Annotated in this window: 16 protein-coding genes and 1 pseudogene; 5 read left to right on the forward strand and 12 right to left on the reverse strand. The window is 72.9% G+C overall.

Translation table 11 applies throughout. The features are described 5' to 3' along the window. Positions 1-60: 60 nt before the first annotated feature. Positions 61-630 (forward strand): hypothetical protein, encoded by a 570-nt coding sequence (locus tag ACSMXX_RS11370; protein ID WP_473183920.1) that lies wholly within the window; start codon positions 61-63, stop codon positions 628-630. A gap of 99 nt (positions 631-729) precedes the next feature. On the opposite strand, the gene purH is transcribed toward ACSMXX_RS11370, so the two are convergent. Together purH and purN are read right to left on the reverse strand one after the other, a co-directional pair. Next, the gene (gene purH / locus ACSMXX_RS11375) at positions 730-2,424 is read right to left on the reverse strand and encodes a bifunctional phosphoribosylaminoimidazolecarboxamide formyltransferase/IMP cyclohydrolase (RefSeq protein WP_473183921.1); all 1,695 of its coding nucleotides are present in this window, start codon (positions 2,422-2,424) and stop codon (positions 730-732) included. 7 nt (positions 2,425-2,431) lie between these two features. Next, on the reverse strand, positions 2,432-3,046 hold the full coding sequence (gene purN, locus ACSMXX_RS11380; protein WP_473184740.1) for a phosphoribosylglycinamide formyltransferase: 615 nt from the start codon (positions 3,044-3,046) through the stop codon (positions 2,432-2,434). Between the two features lie 423 nt (positions 3,047-3,469). Here purN and ACSMXX_RS11385 point away from each other — a divergent pair, with 423 nt between their 5' ends. After that, complete coding sequence (locus ACSMXX_RS11385; RefSeq protein WP_473183922.1) at positions 3,470-4,429, forward strand: hypothetical protein; 960 nt, start codon at positions 3,470-3,472, stop codon at positions 4,427-4,429. 67 nt (positions 4,430-4,496) lie between these two features. Here ACSMXX_RS11385 and ACSMXX_RS11390 read toward each other — a convergent pair whose 3' ends face one another. Continuing rightward, a complete protein-coding gene (locus ACSMXX_RS11390; RefSeq protein ID WP_473183923.1) occupies positions 4,497-6,044 on the reverse strand; it encodes a cell division protein PerM in 1,548 nt (515 codons plus the stop codon). A gap of 75 nt (positions 6,045-6,119) precedes the next feature. Between ACSMXX_RS11390 and ACSMXX_RS11395 the strand changes: the two genes are divergently transcribed. Further along, complete coding sequence (locus ACSMXX_RS11395; RefSeq protein ID WP_473183924.1) at positions 6,120-7,007, forward strand: sigma factor-like helix-turn-helix DNA-binding protein; 888 nt, start codon at positions 6,120-6,122, stop codon at positions 7,005-7,007. 166 nt (positions 7,008-7,173) lie between these two features. Here ACSMXX_RS11395 and sucD read toward each other — a convergent pair. The 8 genes and pseudogenes from sucD to ACSMXX_RS11435 all read right to left on the reverse strand — a co-directional run. Next, positions 7,174-8,043, reverse strand: a pseudogene (gene sucD / locus ACSMXX_RS11400) (succinate--CoA ligase subunit alpha); the annotation flags it as partial. 38 nt (positions 8,044-8,081) lie between these two features. Continuing rightward, positions 8,082-9,254: an ADP-forming succinate--CoA ligase subunit beta gene (sucC, locus tag ACSMXX_RS11405; RefSeq protein WP_473183925.1), complete on the reverse strand. Its 1,173-nt coding sequence runs from the start codon at positions 9,252-9,254 to the stop codon at positions 8,082-8,084. Positions 9,255-9,817: 563 nt separating this feature from the next. After that, on the reverse strand, positions 9,818-10,330 hold the full coding sequence (locus ACSMXX_RS11410; RefSeq protein WP_473183926.1) for a hypothetical protein: 513 nt from the start codon (positions 10,328-10,330) through the stop codon (positions 9,818-9,820). A gap of 108 nt (positions 10,331-10,438) precedes the next feature. Further along, complete coding sequence (locus ACSMXX_RS11415) at positions 10,439-11,662, reverse strand: hypothetical protein (protein WP_473183927.1); 1,224 nt, start codon at positions 11,660-11,662, stop codon at positions 10,439-10,441. Between the two features lie 191 nt (positions 11,663-11,853). Further along, positions 11,854-12,768, reverse strand: coding sequence for a hypothetical protein (locus ACSMXX_RS11420; protein ID WP_473183928.1), 915 nt, complete (start codon positions 12,766-12,768; stop codon positions 11,854-11,856). Positions 12,769-12,975: 207 nt separating this feature from the next. After that, the gene (locus ACSMXX_RS11425) at positions 12,976-14,199 is read right to left on the reverse strand and encodes a vWA domain-containing protein (RefSeq protein ID WP_473183929.1); all 1,224 of its coding nucleotides are present in this window, start codon (positions 14,197-14,199) and stop codon (positions 12,976-12,978) included. Further along, positions 14,196-16,916 carry a DUF5682 family protein gene (locus tag ACSMXX_RS11430; protein WP_473183930.1) on the reverse strand — a complete coding sequence of 907 codons (2,721 nt, stop codon included), beginning with the start codon at positions 16,914-16,916 and terminating at the stop codon, positions 14,196-14,198. Before ACSMXX_RS11430 ends, ACSMXX_RS11425 begins: the two co-directional genes overlap by 4 nt. Beyond that, on the reverse strand, positions 16,913-18,046 hold the full coding sequence (locus tag ACSMXX_RS11435; RefSeq protein ID WP_473184741.1) for an ATP-binding protein: 1,134 nt from the start codon (positions 18,044-18,046) through the stop codon (positions 16,913-16,915). Before ACSMXX_RS11435 ends, ACSMXX_RS11430 begins: the two co-directional genes overlap by 4 nt. Before the next feature lie 145 nt (positions 18,047-18,191). On the opposite strand from ACSMXX_RS11435, the gene ACSMXX_RS11440 reads away from it, so the two are divergent. Then, positions 18,192-19,760, forward strand: a complete 1,569-nt coding sequence (locus tag ACSMXX_RS11440) for an SWIM zinc finger family protein (protein WP_473183931.1) — start codon at positions 18,192-18,194, stop codon at positions 19,758-19,760. A gap of 115 nt (positions 19,761-19,875) precedes the next feature. Then, positions 19,876-21,600: a DUF5691 domain-containing protein gene (locus tag ACSMXX_RS11445; RefSeq protein WP_473183932.1), complete on the forward strand. Its 1,725-nt coding sequence runs from the start codon at positions 19,876-19,878 to the stop codon at positions 21,598-21,600. 17 nt (positions 21,601-21,617) lie between these two features. Here the strand turns inward: ACSMXX_RS11445 and ACSMXX_RS11450 are convergent, their stop codons facing one another. Then, positions 21,618-22,028, reverse strand: coding sequence for a cobalamin B12-binding domain-containing protein (locus ACSMXX_RS11450; protein WP_070011578.1), 411 nt, complete (start codon positions 22,026-22,028; stop codon positions 21,618-21,620). Positions 22,029-22,688: the final 660 nt, after the last annotated feature.

The raw sequence follows: 22,688 nt of genomic DNA on the forward strand, positions 1-22,688 counted from the left end.
GGGACGTCAGGGGCCCTGTGCCCCACAGCAGCGCAGATACCGAAGTGAGGAAGCACCACGATGAGTTATCCGACCGAGCCGCCCAACAACCCGTACGCCGGCAACCCCTATGCCCAGCAGCCGCCGCCCCAGCAGCATCAGCATCAGCAGCCGTACGGATATCCCCAGACCCCTCAGCCCGGCTACGGCTTTCCGCAGCAGGCACCCGGCACGTACCAGCAGCCGGTGCCGACCGGGGCGATGGAGAGCAAGGTCAACGCCGTCCGCGTGATGATGTTCATCGCCGGCGGGCTCCAGGGGCTCCTCTCCGTGTTCGGCATCGCGATGCTCGGGATCGCTGCGAACAGCCTGAGCGAGATCGAGAACATGGCGGACGCCAAGATCGGGATCGGCATCGCCTACTTCTTCTGCGGTCTCTTCCTGGTGCACGCCGTCATCGGCATCATGCTGGGCATCTGGTTCACGAACGGCGGCAGCGGAGTACGCGTCGGAGGCATCGTCTGGGCCTCCTTCATCACCCTCTTCGGCCTCATCGCGTTTCCGTTCGGAATCCTCTGGCTGGGGCTGGGGGTAACCTGCATCGTCCTGCTGGCGCAGTCGGGCGCCTGGTTCGAGAGGCCGCGGTACTGAACCACCGGCCGTGGTACGAGTGGCATGCCGCCGGTGGTCACCGGCGGCTGCTCACAGTCACGTGGAAGCGGTCAGGGCGATCGGTGGACGCGGAGGCGATCAGTGGAAGAAGTGCCTCGTGCCGGTCAGATACATCGTGACACCCGCCGCCTTCGCCGCGTCCGTGACGGCCTCGTCGCGCACCGAACCGCCGGGCTGCGCCACGGCCTTGATGCCGGCGCGTGCCAGCACCTCCAGCCCGTCCGGGAAGGGGAAGAAGGCGTCGGAGGCGGCGTACGAACCGCCGGCACGCTCCTCTCCCGCGCGCTGCACCGCCAGCTTCGCCGCGTCCACGCGGTTGACCTGGCCCATGCCGACGCCGACGGTCGCGCCGTCCTTGGCGAGCAGGATCGCGTTGGACTTCACGGCGCGGCAGGAGCGCCAGGCGAAGGCGAGTTCGTCCAGTTCGGACGGGGAGAGCGCCTCGCCGGTCGCCAGCGTCCAGTTGGCGGGATCGTCGCCCGCCGCCTGGAGACGGTCCTTGACCTGCAGCAGCGCACCACCCTCGATGGGCCTGAACTCCAGGTCCGCGGAGGGTTCTTCGGCGCAGCGCAGCACCCGGATGTTCTTCTTGCGGGAGAGCGCCTCGACGGCGCCCTCCTCGTAGTCCGGCGCCACGATGACCTCGGTGAAGATCTCCGCGACCTGCTCGGCCATGGCGAGGGACACCGGGCGGTTGACCGCGATGACGCCGCCGAACGCGGAGAGCGAGTCGCACGCGTGCGCCTTGCGGTGTGCCTCGGCGACGTCCTGACCGACGGCGATGCCACAGGGGTTGGCGTGCTTGATGATCGCGACACAGGGCCGGCTTCCGTGCTCGTACGCGGCACGGCGGGCGGCTTCGGTGTCGACGTAGTTGTTGTACGACATCTCCTTGCCGTGCAGCTGCCGCGCGCCGGGCAGGCCGGTGCCGCTGCCGTCGGTGTAGAGGGCCGCGGGCTGATGCGGGTTCTCGCCGTAGCGCAGCACGCTGCCGCGGCTGAGTGCGGCGCCGGCGAAGGCGGGGAGCGGACTCACGGGCCCGGATTCCGCGCCGGCTTCCTCGGGTGCGTAGCCGTCGGCGAACCAGGCGGCGACGGCCACGTCGTAGGCCGCCGTGTGCTGGAACGCCTCACCGGCGAGGCGCTTGCGCTCGGCGAGCGTGAAGCCCCCAGGTCCAGAACTGGAGCCGGAACCGGCGCCGGAACCGGCGCCTTCGGCCTCGGCGGTGGTCCCGCCGACGGCCGCCAGCACCGCGCCGTAGCGCTCCGGGTTGACGACCACCGCGACCGAGGGGTGGTTCTTGGCGGCGGCGCGCACCATCGACGGTCCGCCGATGTCGATCTGTTCGACGCACTCGTCCGGAGTGGCGCCCGAGGCGACGGTCTCCCGGAACGGATAGAGGTTGACGACGACGAGGTCGAAGGGCTCGATGCCCAGCTCGTCGAGCTGCTCACGGTGCGAGGTGAGCCGCCGGTCGGCGAGGATGCCCGCGTGCACGCGAGGGTGCAGCGTCTTGACTCGCCCGTCGAGGCACTCCGGGAAGCCGGTCAGCTCCTCCACCGCCGTGACCGGGACCCCGGCCGCGGCGATGCGCTTCGCCGTCGACCCCGTCGAGACGAGCTGGACGCCCGCGGCGTGCAGGCCCTGCGCCAGGCCGTCCAGACCCGTCTTGTCGTAGACGCTGACCAGCGCCCTGCGGACCGGCAGCTTGGTCTCCGCGTCCCCGCCCCGGCTCCGGCCCTCGTCCTGGCTCTGGCTCTGGCCCTGGCTCATGCCACCCTCACCCATCCTGCAGCCGTACCTTTCGTCCCTCGATGCGATAGCCGTCGCGGGAGAGGCGTCCCACGACATCGACGAGCAGCCGTCGCTCGACTTCCTTGATCCGCTCGTGCAGAGCGGCGCCGCCGTCGGCGTCGTCCTCGTCCAGGACCTCCACCACGCCCTGCGCGATGATCGGTCCCGTGTCGACACCGTCGTCGACGAAGTGGACGGTGCACCCGGTCACCTTGGCCCCGTAGGCAAGGGCGTCGCGCACCCCGTCGGTGCCGGGAAAACTGGGAAGGAGCGCCGGGTGGGTGTTGACCACCCGGCCTCCGAAGCGGGCGAGGAACTCCTTGCCCACGATCTTCATGAAGCCCGCGGAGACGACCAGGTCCGGTTCGTACGCCGCGGTCGCCGCCGTCAGCGCCTCGTCCCACTCGTCACGCGTGGCGTGGTCCCGGACGCGGCAGACGAACGTGGGAATCCCCGCGCGCCCGGCACGTTCCAGCCCTTCGATTCCGCGGCGGTCGGCGCCGACGGCCACGATCCTGGCGCCGTACTGCTCGGGTCCCTCGGCCTCGACGGCGTCGAGCAGGGCCTGCAGATTCGTACCGGAGCCGGAGACGAGGACCACGAGGCGGGCCGGGCCCTTACGGGAGCGGGGGCTGAAGCCCGGGCCGGTGCCGGAGACGGAACCGGAACCGGTGCGGCTCGGGCTCTGGTGCGCAGCCACGGCGAAGCTCTCTCTCACGGGATTCCCCCGGCACGGACGGTGCCGGACAAGGGAACAGCGGATTGTGTGGTCGTACGAACTCATGGACCGGCGGATTCCGGGGAACTCTACGAAGCGTCCGACCGTCGGCAACGATACCGGCCCCTCACGCGGCCCACTCGGGACGGGGGCCGCTGCGCCAGGTAGCGTCAGGAGGTACGGGCCCTCAGGTACGCCCGTCACGGTATGGACGCGTTCCGGCACCGGCAGGGCCGGGAGCGGCTACGACAACAAGGCTCAACACGACTCAGCAGGACGACAGGGCTAGGGGAAGACACACTCCACATGACCGACCGACGCCGCCGCCGTGCGGCCCCATCCGACGACGCCCCGCGCGAGGACAACCCCTTCGCGGCACCACCGGAGGGGCGGCCGGACCAGCCTTGGCAGCCGCGCCATGGAGCGGGCGGCCAGGGCGGGCCGGGGACGGACACGGGCCAGGGGCAGGGCCAGGGCCCAGGGCAGGGGCACGGCAGCCCCGGCGGTACGAACGGCTCCGACGGCTCGGGCAACGGCGGCTCCGGGGACGGTTCGGATTCCGGCTCCGGCTCCGACCGGGGCCGTGACCGCTCGGCGTGGGGCAGCCACTGGAGCAGCAAGCAGCCCGGCCGGCAGAGCGGCGGCTTCGGCGGCAACGGTGCGGGCGGTGGCCCGGATGGCGGCAAGGGGGACGGAGGTCCCGGTGGCGGTCTCGCCCGCGGCATGCGCTGGGACCCGACCGACCCGTCGCAGCGGCACGCCCGCTACTCCCTCCACACCGGGGTCTGGGCGCTCTTCTTCTCCCTCTTCAGCCTTCCCGAGGTCGCACTGCTGCTCGGCGCGCTGTCCGTGTACTGGGGCATCAGCGCGCTGCGCGGCGGCAAGTCCTCGTCCACGTCCGGGAATTCGGGCAAGCGCGGCCACTCCGGAGCGGCGGCGACGGCGGAGGACGTGGCGGGCACCGACCGTACGGCGGCCGGGCAGACCCCGAAGCCGGTGTCGCAGGTCCCCGTCGCGGTCAGCCCGGCGCAGGCGGCCAAGTCCCGTACGACGGCGGCGGTCAGCGGCCTGATCACGGCCTCGCTCGCGCTCGCCGTCGTCGCTGCGACGTTCACGTTCCAGCAGGTCTACAGCGAGTACTTCACATGCACGGAGGACGCGCTGACGCAGTCCTCCCGCGAGGACTGCAAGGACCTGCTGCCGAGCGAGCTGCGGCCACTGCTGGAGAACCGCTCCTCGGCGGCCGGCGGTCTGCAGGTGCGCTGAGGCGGCCAGGGGGTGTCCGGCGGATCCGCGCGGGCTCGCGACGCCCCGCCGGACATACCTGGGCCGGTCAGTCGCGGCGCGGTTCGAAGTCCGGCATCAGACCGCCCGACGCGGTCTTCAGCGCCGTCCAGCGGGCCTGACGCGCGGCCGTCTCGTGCCAGTCGTCGTCGGGCCCGCGCTCCCGGAGCCGCCACGCGCGGACCGCGAGCGCGACGGGGGCTCCGACCAGCAGGGCCCACGCGAACGCCGCCACACCGGTGAGCCACCAGCTCGGCCCGAGGAACGCCATGGCCTCGGTGCCGAGCGCGCCGCCCGAGAACGCCGCGAGCGCCGCGACGACCGCTCCGCACTCGCACGCCACGAGCGCGACGACGCACAACGTCGCCTGCCGCCCGACCGCCCCGTCGGCCCGGCCGGGCCGGGGTACGGCGGCGCGTGCCACGTGCCCGCCGACGGTCAGGCCGGCCGCGAGCGGAACCACCCCCGCCACCACACAGGCGAGCAGACCGAAGCCGCCGTCCGCCGTGGGCAGCGCCTCCAGCAGCGGAAACGGGGGCAGTCGCGTGCGGCCGCCGCTCTCCGTCACCGGACCGACCACCGAACCCGCGCCGAGCGCGAAGCCGGGGCCGAGTCCGTAAGCGGCCGCCCACACCGCCGCGTTCGGCAGCAAGGCGACGACGAGAAGCAGCACGGCGAACTGGCCCGTCCAGGAACCTCCGGCGAGCCGGGGGAACGCCGACTGCACACCGTCCAGGTGCCACAGCAGCGCGCCGAGCGTGACGAGGAGACCGCCCCCGCACAGCACCGCCACGGCCGTCAGGGCCGCGCGCAACGGGCACAGCCGCCCGATGAGGACGCCCGCCTCACGCAGCACGGGCGCGGGGAAGCGCCCCTGCCGCACCGCGGAACCGCCGGGCTGTGCCGTATCGCCGTCGAGCGGTGAACTGGCGGACGGGGCAAGGTCGTTGGGCGTCTTCGGCTGCGTACGTCCCCAGGCAGGCCACATCGCGGCCACCGCGACGCACAGGACGAAGAGCGGCAGTCGCACCAGCGCGCTGAGCACGTCGGCGCGTACGGGCCCGGCGGAGGCGAACAGCACCGTGACCGCGGCGGTCAGCAGATAGCCGCCCGCCACGCAGCCGAGCGGAGTCAGCACACCCGGGGGCTCTGCGGCCTCCTCCCCCATTGCCGTCCCCGGCCTGGACTCGTCCCCGTCGTGTGCTCCGACGCCGCCTTCGCCGCCGCCTTCGCCTTCGCCGTCCGCGGACAGCGCCTGCACGAACGCCCGGTACAGCAGCCACACGGGCGGAATCACCAGCAGCAGCGGCGTCAGCGCGATCGGCGCGGGAACGCCGGAGAGCGTCTCCGTGCGTACGAGACCGCTGCCGTGCCCGAGCAGCCACAGGTCGGCGGCGATGTGCAGGGCGCCGCCGGCCCCGCTGTCCGGGTACGGCGAGATGATCCACAGGAGCAGGACGAGGACGGTGAACGCGCCGAGCCCGAGCCCCGCCGCGAGCACCCCTTCGAGGAACCAGGCGGCCCGCGACGGCAGCGGCCGTGAGACGTCCGGGCCGTACGAGGACAACGTCGGGCTGCGATGCGTCACTTGGCTCACATCGACATGCTGTCAACAACACACGTTCTGTCCGGGTAACAAGCTTGTTGTCGTTGTGTCGCCCAATATGTCCGCATGCACCTTGTCAGACAAAGCGAATGCAGCGGGCACCCGGACGCGGCCGTCGCCTTCGACCGGCTGCACGAGCGTCATGCCGCCGCCCTCGTACGCCAGACGTTTCTGCTCTGCGGGGGCCGCGGGCTCGCGCGGCGTTCCGTCGCGGGAGCCTTCCGTCTCGCCTGGCACCGCTGGCCGCAGGTCGCCGTCGACCCCGATCCGGCGGGGTGGGTACGTGCGGCCGCACACCGTCATGCGCTCGCGCCCTGGCGCCACTTCCGTCTCGTCCATCTCCTGCGCCGTGTGCGGGCGATGCGTCATGTGCCGCCCGGCGACCGTGCGCTGCTGGACGCGCTGCTGCGCCTGCCGCGCCCGTACCGTGCGGCGCTGCTGCTGCACGACGGCCTGGGCCTGAGCCTCGGCGACACGGCCGCGGAGGTGGAGGCCGGCACCGCGGCGGCCTCAGGGCGGCTGCGCCACGCACGTGCGGCGCTGGCCGAACGGGTGCCCGAGCTGCGTGACGTCCCTCCGCCGGAGCTGCCACGCGTGACGGCGCTGCTCGTACGGCAGTTGGCGGCGCCGCAGCCCGCTTCGCTGCCCCCGGGGCGGCGCGTACGGCGGAGCAGCGAGGCCCGGACCTGGTGCGGAACTCTCGCCGCGCTCGGCCTCACCGCCGGCCTGGCCGCGGCGGCCGTCGCGCTCGTCGTATCCGACGGGGTGCGGAACGTGCCGTCGCTGCCGGTCCCCAAGCAGCCGCACGCGACGCTCGCCCCGGAACGGCAGCCGGGACGTCTGCAGCCGATGGTCCACGACGGAGCGCTGCCCGCGCGGCCGGACGGGACGAACGACGGGCCCGTTCCCCGGCGGTATGCCCAGGGAACGGGCCCGTTCGTCGTACGAGCGTGAGAGCTCGCGGAGTTGTGCGAGCGCACGTACGAGTGCACGTCAGAGCGCACATACGAGTGCGCGTACGAGTGCACGTGCGCGTGCGGTCGCAGACGCGGTCGTACCCGCGGCGTTGCGGCCGCGGGTGGGCCGCGGCTGAGGCTCTAGCCGGCCAGCAGCGCGCGTGCAGCCGCGCCGTCTCCGACGGCGTCTTGCCGACCTGCACGCCCGCCGCCTCCAGCGCCTCCTTCTTCGCCTGGGCGGTGCCCGACGAACCGGAGACGATGGCGCCCGCGTGACCCATCGTCTTGCCCTCGGGGGCGGTGAAGCCCGCGACGTAGCCGACGACCGGCTTGGAGACGTTCTCCTTGATGAAGTCCGCGGCACGCTCCTCGGCGTCACCGCCGATCTCGCCGATCATCACGATCAGATCGGTGTCGGCGTCGGCCTCGAACGCCTCCAGGGCGTCGATGTGCGTCGTGCCGATGACCGGGTCGCCGCCGATGCCGACGCAGGTCGAGAAGCCGATGTCGCGCAGCTCGTACATCATCTGGTACGTCAGCGTGCCCGACTTCGAGACCAGACCGATGCGGCCCGGCTTGGTGATGTCCGACGGGATGATGCCCGCGTTGGACTGGCCGGGCGTGATCAGGCCCGGGCAGTTGGGGCCGACGATGCGGGTGCCCTTCCCGGACGACGCGGCCTGGGAGGCGTAGTCCCAGAAGTAGGCCGTGTCGTGCACCGCGATGCCCTCGGTGATCACGACGGCCAGGCCGATCCCGGCGTCGACGGCCTCGACGACCGCGTCCTTCGCGAACTTCGGCGGTACGAAGATGACGGTGGTGTCGGCGCCGGTGGCCTCGATGGCCTCCTTCACGCCGCCGAAGACCGGCACCTCGGTGCCGTCGAAGTCGACGTTCGTGCCCGCCTTTCGCGGGTTGACGCCGCCGACGATGTTGGTGCCGGAGGCCAGCATCCGCTTGGTGTGCTTCTGGCCCTCGGAGCCGGTCATCCCCTGGACGATGACCTTGCTCTCCTTGTTGAGGAAGATAGCCATGGTGTGTCGATGTCCTCGCAGATCTCGGTCTCGTCCGCTTACTTGGCGGCCAGCTCGGCAGCGCGGTCGGCCGCACCGTCCATGGTGTCCACCTGCTGCACGAGCGGGTGGTCCGCATCCGTGAGGATCTTGCGGCCCAGCTCGGCGTTGTTGCCGTCGAGCCGCACGACCAGCGGCTTGGTGACGTCCTCGCCCTTGCTCTTGAGCAGTTCGAGGGCCTGGACGATGCCGTTGGCGACCGCGTCGCAGGCGGTGATGCCGCCGAAGACGTTGACGAAGACCGACTTCACGGCGGGGTCGCCGAGGATGATCTCCAGGCCGTTCGCCATCACTTCGGCGGACGCGCCGCCGCCGATGTCCAGGAAGTTGGCGGGCTTGACGTTGTTGTGCGCCTCGCCCGCGTACGCGACGACGTCGAGGGTCGACATGACCAGACCCGCGCCGTTGCCGATGATCCCGACCTGGCCGTCGAGCTTGACGTAGTTGAGGTCCTTCGCCTTGGCGGCGGCCTCGAGCGGGTCGGCCGCTGCCTTGTCCTCCAGCGCCGCGTGGTCCGGCTGCCGGAACTCGGCGTTGGCGTCGAGCGAGACCTTGCCGTCCAGCGCGATGACCTTGCCCTCGCCGGTCTTGACGAGCGGGTTGACCTCGACGAGCAGTGCGTCCTCACGTACGAAGACGTCCCACAGCTTCTTCAGGACCTCGGCGACCTGGTCGATGAGCTCGGCCGGGAACTTCGCGGCCTCGGCGATCTCGCGCGCCTTGGTGTCGGTCACGCCCTCGATGGCGTCGACGGGGATCTTCGCGAGCGCCTCGGGCTTGGTGGCGGCGACCTCCTCGATCTCGACACCGCCCTCGACGGACGCCATGGCGAGGAAGGTCCGGTTGGTGCGGTCCAGCAGGAAGGAGACGTAGTACTCCTCCGCGATGTCCGCGGTCTCGGCCAGCATGACCTTCTGGACCGTGTGGCCCTTGATGTCCATGCCGAGGATGGCCCTGGCCTTCTCGACGGCCTCCGCGGGGTCGGAAGCAAGCTTCACACCGCCGGCCTTGCCCCGGCCGCCGGTCTTCACCTGCGCCTTGACGACCGCGCGACCGCCGAGTCGCTCGGTCACCTCGCGCGCCGCCTCGGGCGTATCGATGACTTCGCCGGCCAGTACCGGTACGTCATGCTTGGCGAAGACATCCCTCGCCTGGTACTCGAACAGGTCCACGCGCGTACGTCCCCTTAATCAGTGGTTCGCGGTTGTCAGCGTGTCAGCGTGATCATGGGCGTGCCGCGTGGCCGCGGCGTCACGACGAGGCGCGGCATGTCCGCCTTGCAGGTTAGCTCCGCGCATGAGCGGTGCATAAATTCCAGCTCACACCTGGGCGGTGACACCGGTCACAGCGGCACGTACATGTTGTGCGGACGGAATCTACGCGCCGGGCTGCCGGATTCGCACGCCGCGGGGGCGATGAGGCGGACGCCGCCGCCGTTTCCTGCCGTGCCCTGGGGAGTACGTACGGCGCCGGGGACCGCTCGGCCGGGACGCCCCCGGGACCCGGAACGGTTGTGTGTCCGAACCTTCCCATGTATAGGGCGACTTGAGTCCGCCGGACCGTCGTTCCGTTCGAACCGGCGGTCGTGGGGAGGGCGTTGAGGGCGTTGAGAGCGTGATGAGTGCTGTCGAAGCCGGGCACTTCCACCTCCGCGCCTGAGGCACCCAGAACCGGGTCGCGTCCGCTGTGAACCGGCGCCGTACAAGGGCGCGGGACGCGACCCGGTTCCATCCGGTCAGAGAGCCGGGATGCCCGGAGTGACGGGAAGAGCCGGGATCGAGGAGGGGATGATGCCGATGCTCGGGACGCCCGGGACCAGTTCGGGAATCTCGATCACGAGGTCCTCCGGCAGCCCCGGCGCGGACGATGGGGCTGCCTGAGCCGCGATGCGGGACACAGCGCCCAGGTCCTTATCCGCGGGAGCCGACGGCGCCTCGGACACGGCCTCACCGGCCTTCTGCGTGACATGGCTGATCGCCTTCCCTGCGCCTCGCGTTGCCCCGTTCCCCGTCTTCTTCTGGTCCTGCGCGATGCTGCCGGTCTTGTGGAGAACGTGCTGCGTGTGCTGCGTCGCGTCCTCGACGGCGCCGGTGGTGTCGGTGGTGTCGCCGGCGGCCGCGACCGGGTCCGCACCCACGCCCGTACCCGCCGGTGCCTCGTCCGCGGACGCGCTGCCGGTGCCGAGCGCCAGCAGCCCGGCAGCCGCCGCGACGACGAATCCGCGGCGAATGCTCCTGCTCGTGTGCATGGTTACCTCGATTAACAGTCCGTTGGTGGTGAAGTGATGAGGAATGAGTGGAGACGCGGGGTGGCCGAACCCCCTTGGCAGGCCACCCCGCGTCCGCTTACCGGCGGCTCACAGACCGGCCGGCACCTGGGAGGCGACGGGCAGACCGGGGACGTTGGCCGGGTCGGTGAGGTCGTGCCTCGTCGGGCCCGCGATGAGGATCTGTACGTCCGTGACGACGTGGGAGGCCAGTTCGTCCGTGCTGGCGTGCACACCGGTGCCCAGCTCGTGCGCGTACGGCACGGCGTCGGAGGCGACGCCCCCGCCGAAGCCGCCCAGGTGACCGGTGACGTCGTGCGCCAGCACGCGCGTGCGGTGGTAGGTGCTCTCCGCGAACGGAGCGGTGGTGGCGGAGGCGCGGTCGACGGTCACGGCGGCGTCCGTGGCGACCTGGTAACCCAGGGCGCGCACCTGCAGCGCGGCGCTGCGGGCGGCCGGCGGCAGCACGGCACCGCTCGCACCGTCGAGGACCGGGTGTGCGGTGGAGACGGTGTTACGGACCTTGCGGGCCGTCTCCTCTGCGTGTTCGCCCTTGAGCTCGGCGGTCACCTGCTCGGGGCGCAGGCCGGCGGCGGCGAGACCGCCGGCGAGGTCGCCGGTGGACGGGGTGCCGGGCACCGCCGGGACGTCCGGACGCGGTACTGCCGGGGCGGCGGGCACGCCCGGGGTGGCGGGAACGGCGGGCGCCGCGGGGACCGCGGGGACGGCCGGGGCGGGCAGCGTGTGAGCCGGCAGGTGGCCGGAGACGGAGCCGACGCCGGGCACGGCGGGGACGGCGGGCACGGCCGGGACGGCGGGCACCGCTGGCAGACCCTGCGTGGCCGGACGGAGGTCCTTCTGGGCCTCCTTGACGGCCTTGCTCGCGCGTCCCGTCCGGTCGTACGCGGCGCTCGCGGCGCCCTTCGCACCCTCGACCACGCTGGTGGCGTCCGCCGCGTCCGCCCCGCCGGTGGGCAGGTCGCCCGTCGGCACGGTGTCGGTGGGCAGTGTGTTGGTGGGAAGGCCGTTCTCGGGGATGCCCTTGCTGGGCAGCTTCCCGGTGACGCCGCGGGTCACGTCCTCGACGGTCCCGGTGGTCCTCTGCACGGTGTCCGTGGCGCCGCGGACGGTGTCGGCCACGGTGCCCTCGCCCGCGTCACCGGCCTTCTCCGCCTTCTCGACGGCGCCGCCCGCCGGGCTGCCCGCGCCGGAGGGCACGGGCAGTTCGGCGGCGGAAGCGCCTGCCGTGGTCAGCGCCCATATGCCGGAGGCGGCGGCAGCGACCAGCAGTGAACGTCGGATGTTCTTGCGCATGATGACGGAAGTCCTTCGAATTCAGGGGAACCTGGGCCCCGGATACCTGCCGGACGGATCGCGTTCTCGCGGATCCTGAACCGGGCTCCGGGGATTCTTGCTCGGGCGGACCTGTCCACCCCCGCGTGGCAGGTCGTGCGCAGCGGACGCGTCACGCGTCACGCACTGCGCAGCGGGTGGAAGAGCCCGCCCTAGCCGGGGAATTCGAGGACGTCGCCTTCGCGGTCACGCGTCGGCGTACCGTCCGCGGCGCGCACGGCGCCGGGCTGAAGCGGCCCGGAGTTCTCGGCGCCGGTGGTGACGGCGTCGAGCTGGTGCGGGCCTCCGCGCTGGCCCTGGCTGTCGCCGGCATGCTGCGACGTGCCGGGGGCCGGCGCGGCGGGTGTGGGGTGGAAGGGCGACCGGTCGGAGGGGTCTCCGCCGGCGCCGGCGAGGCCGTCGGCGGCGGACGCATGTGCCGCCGCACCGGGAAGGGTCGTTGCGAGTGCGAAGTCCCTGTCGCCGTGCGTGCGCGGCCAGTTGGCGCGGTCGCCGGACGCGTCGCCGGTTGCTGCGCCGGACGCGTCGTCCGTGCCGCTGCCGGCAGAGTCGCCGCTGCCGTCATCGGGCCCGTCGCCGGCGATGCCGTCGCCGAGCTCTCCGAGGCCGAGTCGGCCGGGCAGTTCGCGCAAGCCCTCCGCGCCGGCGACGCCCTCGACGGTCTCGCCGACGGGACGCGTGGCCTCTTCGGTACGGCCGGCGCCGCCTGCGACCGGGCCCACGACATGCGAGGCGGTGCGGTCACCGGCCTGCTGCGCCGCGCTCCGCTGCTGCTCGGCGAGTTCGGCCTCTTCTGCTTCGGTGAGGTCGTGCTTCGTCTTCCCGGACGGGCCCGTACGGGAATCGTCCGCGGAGCCGGCCGGCTTGCCGGTCTTGAGTGCCCCGGCCGGGGCACCAGTCGTCGCCCGTCCGTCGTGATCCGTACCGGAAGCGGCCTGTGCGCTGCCGCCGAAGACGAAGGCGAGCGCAAGGAAACCGCCGAGGAAGAGCAAGGTCAGCACGGCCCGCCGCGCGGCGGCCGCGTGCGGCAAGCGCACGGCGGCAGGCACAGCGGAGACTGCTGACAAGGCGGGGACCTTCCAGGTGGACCGGGAAGACGGACGCAGGCTGCTCGGGGCACAACCGCCCGTCGGGAGCCCTGCGTTCCGGACAACGGAGATCCTTGCACGCTGGCCGGTCACCGGCGCAACTGCCCTTACAACTTGTTCACCTTCTGGTCACAGTGCTACGTCCCGGGCGGGGATTCGGGTTCGGGTCGCGGGGGCCTCGTCCCCTCAGTCGTCCGGGACCGGGAGCGGGCGCTTCTCGACGGCCGCCGCCATCACCTCCGGGAAGTGGTCGGGTGTGCAGGCGAAAGCGGGGACTCCGAGGGCTGCGAGCGCGCCCGCATGGGAACGGTCGTACGCCGGCGCGCCCTCGTCCGACAGCGCCAGCAGCGCGACGAACTGCACTCCCGCCGCCTTCATCTGCGCGACCCGCTTGAGCATCTCGTCGCGTATGCCGCCCTCGTAGAGGTCGCTGACGAGGACGACGACGGTCTCGGCGGGGCGGCTGATCTGCGACTGGCAGTACGCGAGTGCCCTGTTGATGTCGGTGCCGCCGCCGAGCTGTGTGCCGAAGAGCACGTCCACCGGGTCGTCGAGTTCGTCGGTGAGGTCGACGACGCTGGTGTCGAAGACGACGAGGCGCGTGTTCAGCGAACGCATCGAGGCGAGCACCGCTCCGAAGACCGACGCGTGGACGACGGACGCCGCCATCGAGCCCGACTGGTCGACACAGAGGACGACGTCCTTCTTCACGCCATGCGCTGCGCGCCCGTAGCCGATGAGACGTTCCGGGACGACCGTCCTGTGATCAGGCAGATAGTTCTTGAGGTTGGCCCGGATCGTGCGGTCCCAGTCGATGTCGCGGTGGCGGGGACGGCGGACCTTCGCGGAGCGGTCCAGCGCACCGGTGAGCGTGGAGCGTGTGCGGGCGGCGAGCTTCCTCTCCAGCTCGGCGACGACCTTGCGCACCACCGCGCGTGCGGTCTCCTTGCTGGTCTCCGGCATGGCCGCCTTCAGCGAGAGGAGTGTGCCGACGAGGTGCACGTCCGGCTCCACCGCCTCCAGCGTCTCCGGCTCCAGCATCAGCGCGGAGAGGTTCAGGCGCTGGATGGCGTCACGCTGCATCACCTGCACGACGGAGCTGGGGAAGTACGTCCTGATGTCGCCGAGCCAGCGGGCCACTTGGGGAGCGGAGCCGCCGAGGCCGCCGCTGCGCTCGCTCCCCCGGCCGTTCGGCCGGCCGTCCGGCGGGCCGCTGCCGTAGAGCGCCTGGAGCGTACGGTCCATGGCCGCGTCCGTACCGCTCAGCTCGCATCCGGTGCCGTCGGAGGCGTCCGCGCCGCCGAGCACCAGGCGCCAGCGGCGAAGCCGTTCGGCCGCCGGGGCGGGGGGCGCGGTTCCGGGGGTGCCGGGCGTGGGGCTGGGGCCGGGGCTGCCGAGGTTCCCGGTCATACGGGTGCCTCCTCGTCGTCGGTCGCGGGTTCCCGGTCCGTCTCGCGGTCTTGGTCCGCCTCGCGCTTCTGGTCCGCCTCGCGCTTCTGGTCCTTCCGCTCCGGCCGGTCGGCCCGGACGGCCCGGTCCGCCGTGTGCGGCCGGTCCGCCGGGTGCGGTCCGTCAGCCGGGCCCGTCCCCCGCCCTGCCTCCGTGACCACGTCCGGCAGCAGCAGGCGCAGCGTCGGCAGGACGGCCGCCGCGCGGGCCGCGTCCAGGCCGGGGCCGAAGCCGGGCCGTACCGGCCGGAGTTGCGCCCCCTGGCCGACCACGCCCGGCGGCCCGTCGAGCACTCCCCCGGCGGCCGCCGCGGCGGAGAGGTCACCGCGCCGCACCAGTTCGCCGACGGTGCGCCGCACACCCGGCTCGAACTCGGCGAACGTCCGGCGCAGCAACGGCAGTACGTCCGTGAAGGCGTCACCCGGCACCGAGGAAAGCCAGCCGTCGACGAGGGCGAGCAGCCGCTCGTCGTGCACGAGCAGCATTCCGCCGCCGCCCAGGAAGCCCTCGATCCATGCCGCCGCCTCCGGCGGCGCCGTGCCGGGCGAGAGCGCGAGGCCCATCAGCCGGGCGGCCTTCTTCTGCGTCAACTGGCCCTCGTCCAGCAGCAGCCGGACGCAGCGGCCACGGATCAGACCCGGTATCCGGTCGCGCCCGGCGAGCCTGCGCAGCGCGGCACGCCAGCGCGTCTGTACGTCGCCCCCGGCACCGTCGCCGCCGGCATCCGGGACGACCGGCGCCTCCTGCGCGTGCGGCGCAGGCGGCGCAGGCGGGCACTCCGCCCGTGCCTGTGCCAGAAGGGCCATCGACCGGTGCACGGCGTCGATGTGGCCGCGCATCCGCTCCGCACCGTCGGCGTCCAGGCCTGAGCACGCGGGCGGCAGCCCCACGCACACGCGCTCGGCCAGCCCTTGCGCGACGTCGGTGAGCGCCGCCGAACCGGTGCCGCGCACAGTGCCGTATCTGACCGAGCGCACCAGTGCCGGAAGGGCCTCGGCGAGCCGGCCGACGTCGGCGTCCAGTGCGGCACGGTCGGCCAGCGCCCGCATGACGACCCCCAGGGCGCCGGGCAGTTCGGCCAGCAGGCAGTGTTCGGCGAGGGCTGTGACATCCGCGAGGGCGGTGGCGTCGGCGGCCTGCGACACCGCCTTGGCCGTAGCGGCGCTCTCCACGGTCGTGCCCCACACCCCGGCTTCGGCCGTACGGACCGACAACTCCGGCTCCCAGCGCAGCCGCCAGCTCTCCCGGAACGTGCCCGTGCTGCCGGTGCGCGAGCGGGTCGGCACCGCCCAGTCGATGCCCAGCAGGCGCAGCCGGTGCAGGAGACGGCTGCGCGCCGCGTCCGTCTCCTTGCGCAGGTCGAGGTCCAACTCCCGCTCTGAGGCCTCCGGTTTGAGCCTGAGCCTGCGCTGCTGCCGGGCGAGATCACGCTGGAGCGGCACCGCGGGCGCCCCGTCCGGCACCTCCCCCAGCACCTCTCCGACGATGAGCCTGTCCCGTACGAGCGCGAGCGGCACGTCGGAGCCTTCGCACATCACGGCCCGCACGGCGTCGATGGTCTCGGCGAGCCCGGGGACGGGCCTGCCGCGCATGGCCGCGAGCGAATCGGCCAGCCGGACGGCTTCGATGACGTGCGCCGACGAGACGCCGTGGTCCTCGTCGCGCAGCAGGCGGGCCACCTTGGTCATCCAGCGCTCGACGACGCGGTCGGGCGAGGCGAAGAGGTGCCCGTACCAGCCCGGGGAGGTGATACCCGCGCCGTAACCGCTGCGGCGGGCCAGGCGGCGGTGTGTCCAGGGCACCCAGGTGACCTCGGTCTTCAACTTGGGCAGGCCCTTGAGCAGTTGCCTGTCGTCGGCGACCCTCGCCTGCGCCGCGAGGGCCGGGACATGCCAAGCTCCGCAGACGACGGCGACGCCGCCCGCTCCGAACTCCCGGGCCGCGTCGCGAAGCCGCAGCCGCATGTGGGCCTCGCGTATCCGGTCACGCCGGTGACTCGTGGTGCCCCCTCCGGTGCCGTGCTGCTCGCGCAGGGCGGCCATGGCCTCGCCGAGGACGGCGAAGGGCGCGTACGGGTCGGAGCCGGCGCGCGCCTCGCGGTGCTCCACCACGTCCTCCCACCACTCTTCGGCGTCGTCGTAGCCGGCGGTCTCCGCGAGCACGGCCAGCGGATCGAGGCGCACCGACCCGCCGGTGCTCCGCCGGCCGCCGTCCTCCGCTCCGTCACCGTCACCGTCGCCGTCGTTCGCGCCCTTGTCGGCCTCATCGCCTTCGTCTGCCTCATCGCCTTCGTCGGCCTCGTCCTCGTCACCGAGAGCGAGGGCCTGCGCCGCCGGAAGGTCCATGAAGCGGACCGGAACACCGTGCTCCAGCGCCCATCTCACGGCGATCCACTCCGGGGAGAAACCGGCCAGCGGCCAGAACACCGCCCGGCCCGGCTCGTCCGCGGCGTGCGCCAGGAGCGCCACCGGCGGGCGCATCGCCTCGTCCCCGGCGAGCGCGATGATGCCGTCGGCCTCGGGCGGCCCCTCGACGAGCAGCACCCGCGGCCGCCTCGCCTCCAGTGCAGCCCGCACGGCGCGCGCGGACCCCGGACCGTGGTGCCGCACGCCCAACAGCAGCGGCGCGGCGCCGCGTTCAGCGACCGGCTCTGCGGCACCCGCGTGCGCAGTCGTCACGGGGAGGCCTCACGGCAGGCGCGGTAGAAGTCCTTCCAGCCGTCCCGTTCCCGTACGACCGCCTCCAGGTACTCCTGCCACACCACACGGTCCGACGCCGGGTCGCGCACCACGGCGCCGAGCACTCCCGCCGCCACGTCGGCCGCCCGCAGCACGCCGTCGCCGAAGTGGGCCGCCAGCGCCATGCCGCCGGTGACCACGGAGATCGCCTCCGCCGTGGAGAGCGTCCCGGAAGGGGACTTGATCCTCGTACGCCCGTCGGCGGTCACCCCGTCGCGAAGCTCGCGGAAGACCGTCACCACCCGGCGTATCTCCGCCGTGCCGTCTGCCGCGGCCGGCAGTTCGAGGGAGCGGCCCAGCTGGTCGACCCGGCGCGCCACGATTTCCACCTCCGCCTCGGCCGACTCCGGCAGCGGCAGAACCACGGTGTTGAACCTGCGGCGCAGGGCGCTGGAGAGCTCGTTCACCCCCCGGTCGCGGTCGTTGGCCGTCGCGATGAGGTTGAAGCCGCGCACCGCCTGGATCTCCTCACCCAGCTCCGGCACCGGCAGTGTCTTCTCCGACAGCACGGTGATCAGGCTGTCCTGCACGTCGGCCGGGATGCGCGTCAGCTCCTCGACGCGCGCCGTCCTGCCCTCCGCCATCGCGCGCATCACCGGACTGGGCACCAGGGCCTTGCGGCTGGGTCCCTCGGCGAGGAGCTGTGCGTAGTTCCACCCGTAGCGCACCGACTCCTCCGAGGTGCCCGCCGTGCCCTGGACCAGCAGCGTCGAATCCCCGCTCACCGCCGCGGCGAGGTGCTCCGAGACCCAGGTCTTGGCCGTGCCGGGAACGCCGAGCAGCAGCAGCGCGCGGTCCGTCGCCAGCGTGCTGACGGCGACCTCGACGAGGCGGCGCGGCCCCACGTACTTCGGCGTGATCAGCATGCCTCCCCCGGACAGCTCACCGCCGAGAAGGTAGGTGCAGACGGCCCAGGGTGACAGGCGCCAGCGCTGGGGGCGCGGTCTGTCGTCCGCGGCGGCCAGCGCGCGCAGCTCTTCGGCGAAAGCCTTCTCGGCATGCGGCCGCAGCGCGGGCGGCTCCGCCGCGTACCCGCCGGACGAATCGGTCACAGGTCCCCCTCCACACATGGCCTTCGATGTGCTCACCAGCCTGCACCCCACCACTGACAGTCACCTCCCGTACCTGCTCTGACCTGCGGATACGAGGTGCGCGCGGCACCGCGGCGATTGATCGTCAGGGCGATTGTCAGTGGCCGCTCGTACGGTCGGGAGCATGACTGGACAGGGGGTCCGCTGGACGGCGGAAGAGGTGCTGGCGCTCGCTCCCGACGACGCGTCACGCCGGGCCGGGAGCAAGCTCTCCGCGCCGGGCCCGTGGTCGGAAGCGGGGTCGGGCGGGGGTGCCGTATGGGGTCTGTGCGAGGGGAGCGGAAGCGGGCCGTACCGCACGGTGGTGGATCTCGGCGGAGCCGGCCAGGGTTCCGCCGGCGGCACCGAGGGTCCCGGCAGCCCCCTCACCGGGCCGAACGGGCCGGGATACAAGTGCAGTTGCCCCAGCCGGAAGTTCCCGTGCAAGCACGCACTGGGGCTGCTGCTGCTCTGGGCCGGCGAGCCCGCGCAGCCCGGCGGGCAGCCGCCGGAGTGGGCCGGTGAGTGGCTCAGCGGCCGCCGGGAGCGCGCTGCCCGCACGACCGCCGCCGGTGTGGCGGACGGGGCGGGATCCGGGAATGCGGACGCCGCGGGGGCCGGGAGCGCCGACGGGAGCGGCGGGAGCGGGGCACGCCAAGCGGACCGGAAGGCCGCCCGGCTCCGCGCCGAGCGAAGAATGCTGCGCGTCACGGCCGGCGCGACGGAACTGGAGGAGCGCCTCTGCGATCTGCTGCGCGGCGGTCTCGCCGGTGCTGAGCAGGACGGCGGGCAATGGGAGGAGACGGCTTCCCGGATGGTCGACGCGCAGGCTCCCGGCCTGGCGGCACGTGTACGGGAGTTGGGCGCCGTTACCGCGTCCGGCCAGGCGCCCCCACAGGCCGAGGGGGGCTTCGGAGGCCGGCCCGCGCGGCTGCTTTCGGAGTGCGCGCTTCTCCATCTGCTGAACCGGGGCCTCCTCGCGCTGGACGGCCTTCCGGAGCCGCTCGCCGCGACGGTCCGTACGAGAGCCGGTCTCACGGTCGACTCCGCGGAGCTGCTGTCTGCGGACTCGGATGCGGAGAAGGTGCGGGACGAGTGGCTTGTGCTTGCGCAGCGGGACACGGAGGAGGGGCGGCTGACGGCGCGGCGCATATGGCTCCGCGGCCGCGGGACCGGGCTTCCGGCGCTGCTGCTCTCGTACGCGGCGGGGAACCGCACGCCCGGACAGCCCGGACAGCCCCTCCCCGTGGGCTCGGTGACCGACGCGGAGCTGGCCTACTACCCCGGGGCGCTCCCGCTGCGTGCCGCGCTGGGCGAGACGTATGCCGCACCCGTCGCCGGCCCGGTACCGGAGGGGGGCACGGTGACCGAGGCGCTGGTCTCCTACGGGCATGCGCTGAGCGACGACCCGTGGCTGGACGCCTGGCCGGCGGTGCTGAGCGATGTCGTCCCGGCCCTCGATCCATGCGATGAGGGTCCCGGGGACGGCCGTCGTGGCGACCGAGGCCGGGGCGGCGGCGGCCACGGCGTGCGGCAACTGGCGGACGCCGACGGCGAGTTCGCGCTTCCGGTCGCGCCCGGAGTCTCGTCCACGGCCCTGTGGAAGCTCGCGGCGATATCGGGTGGCCGCCCCGTGACCGTCTTCGGCGAGTGCGGGCACCTGGGCTTCGCCCCGTACACGGCCTGGAGCGAGGGAGAGGCGGTGCCGCTGTGAGTCCGACGTTGCGGACAGGGACACGGACAGGCGTGCGGGCAGGCGCGCGGACTGTCGTGCGGGCACGCGCACGGGTCCGTGCGGAGCCGGCTGCCGCCCGGCGGAGGGGAGACCGATGACCGCCACGCCGACCCGGTCGGACGCGGCCGGCGCCCCGGCCACCACGTGGGCCGAGCTCCTCACGGCCGCTCTGCTCGGCACCGAGCGCCGTACGCCACCGGGCGGCAGTCCCGCGGCCCTGCTGGATGCGGCGGCGGTCGAAACCGTTCGCCACCGTGCCGGTCTGCTGCCCGCGTCCGCCGGTTCCCGCCCCGAGCCCGCACCCGTGGATTCCCGGCCCCCACTGCCCGCTCCCGCCGCGCGAAGGCTGACGATGCTGCTCGCCGGGCGTGCGGGAGACACGGGGGCGGGCGCCGCGGGCGGGCGCCGGAGCACGGCTCCCGACCTGGCCGAGCTGCTGCCGCAGTGGCTTTCCGCGGCCAACGAGCACGGGTACCGAGCGCCGGAAGCGCAACTGCCCGCGCTGCTGGAAGCAGCCCGTGCCCGTACCGACCTCCGCGCGGAGACGCTGGCGTTCGCCGGCCCCCGAGCGCTGTGGCTGGCCCGGCTCAACCCGGAGTGGAAGTTCGCGCTGCGTAACAGCCTGCCGCACGTGCCGCGGCACCCTGCCCCCGGCGCCACGGAAGGGCAGCCGGGGTCGACCGTGCCGGAGCCCGAAGCAGGCCCGGAGCCCGAAGCAGGGCCGCAGGCCGCAGCCGGCCCGGAGGCCGAGGCAGTCGGACAGCTCTGGGAAGAAGGGCTGTTCGCGGAGCGCGTCGCCCTGCTCTCCTCGCTGCGCCGCCGGGACCGCGCGGCCGGGCTCGCCCTCCTCGCCGGCACCTGGGCGACGGAGCGCGCCGAGGACAGGCTGATGTTCCTCGACTCGCTGCGCGAAGGCCTCTCCCCCTCGGACGAGGACTTTCTCGAACAGGCGCTCAGCGACCGTTCCCGCACGGTGCGGGCGACCGCGGCCGAGCTGCTCAGCACCCTGCCCGGCTCCGCGCTCGCCGCCCGCATGGCGGTCCGTGCCCGTACGTACGTCACGCAGGACCCTCTGGCGACGACACCGCGCATAGCGGTCGAGGCTCCGCACGAGTGCGACGCCGGCATGCAGCGCGACGGCGTGGTGCCCAAGCCGCCCGCGGGCCGGGGCGAACGTGCCTGGTGGCTGGGGCAGTTGGTGGAGGCCGCACCGCTGTCCGCGTGGTACGGGCAGTTCGGCGGCCGCAGCGCGCAGGAGATCGTGGGTCTCCCCGTCGCCGACGACTGGAGTCAGGATCTGCACGCCGCCTGGTGCCGTGCCGCGGTGCGGCAGCGCGACGTGGAGTGGGCACGGGCGCTGATCGGACCGCCCACGGCGCCGCCCGGGGCGGGTGCGTGGGATGCGGCCAAGCTCGTCGCGGTGCTTCCCCCGGGGGAACGCGCCGCGTGGGCTGCGGGATTCATCGAGGCACACGGACTGTCGGACGCGTTCCGTGTACTCGGAATGTGCGCGGTGCCGTGGGAGGAGCCGCTGGGCCGGGCGGTGGTGGACGCCCTGGAGATCGCGCGGGACGCCGGCAGCTATCCGTGGAGTTTCAGCGGTGTCCTGGGCCTGGCCGAGCGCTGCCTCCCGCCCTGCGACGCGGCACGGCTGGAGCCGCTGGCGGCGGTACCGGACGAGCCGGAAGGGGGCTCACCCGGTGCGGGCGCCTACTGGGCGGAGTCGTTCCAGCGCCTCGTGGCGACTCTGCGACTGCGGGCGGCGATGCGGGCCGAACTGCGCGGAGAGTGCGGCAAGGAGACAGACGCGGACGCCTGAGGGCAGTGACGGTCCGGTCAGGCAGCCAGCCGTCCCACGTTGGCCCGGATCCATTCGACGACCTCGTTCGTCGTCGCACCCGGGGTGAAGATCTCGGCCACACCGCTCGCCTTCAGAGGCGCGATGTCGTCCTCGGGGATGATGCCGCCGCCGAAGACCTTGATGTCCTCCGCGTCCCGCTCACGCAGCAGCTCCAGAACCTTCGCGAAGAGCGTGTTGTGGGCGCCGGAGAGGATGGACAGGCCGATCGCCTCGGCGTCCTCCTGGATCGCGGTGTCCACGATCTGCTCCGGCGTCTGGTGCAGCCCGGTGTAGATGACCTCCATGCCCGCGTCACGCAGCGCGCGTGCGATGACCTTCGCCCCGCGGTCATGACCGTCGAGCCCCGGCTTGGCGACCACCACGCGGATCGGACCCGACACACTCATCACTGCCTCCATCTCGACGGTCCCCCTACGCCTGACGGCGTGGGAGGTGCCCCCACTACGGGTTGGCTCTACGACGGCCCTTCGTCATCCGCGGAGGCCATCCGCGACTGCCCGAGTGAACGAACGTTATCCCCAGCATCCCGCACCCGGGCGCTTCCGCCCCTGAAGGGAGGGCGAAATCACACGGCGGCGACACCCCGGACCGGTCCCCGTTCCGCCCGCCGCCGGCAGGACCGGACCGACACTTCACGAACCGCAACCCGGCCCGGGGGCGCCCCGGTCACCGCACCGCGTGACGCGGAGGACCGAACGGCACACGCGGGAACACCGAACACGCAGAACGCCGGACACGCTGAGCACCGAAACCGCGGAACGCCGAACCTGCGGAACACCGGTCAGCGATCGCGGAGTCGCAGAAACGCGGAGTCGCGGAGTCGCGGAAGCCCTGAGCCACGGAACGCGGAGTTCGCGGAGCCACCGAACGCCAGGCCCGCCTCCCCAGCTCCAACACACCTCGCGCACACGGGTGTTATCGGCCAATCCACCCATCACGTCCGTCTGCGGACACGTCTTGATGTTTCCGCTCGCGTCGCGCCGCAGTTCGCGCCGCAGTTGAGGCACATGGAGAGCCGCGACCGGCCTCCCCCGTCCGCCTCCCCG

The sequence above is a fragment of the Streptomyces sp. DSM 116795 genome, assembly GCF_055792905.1.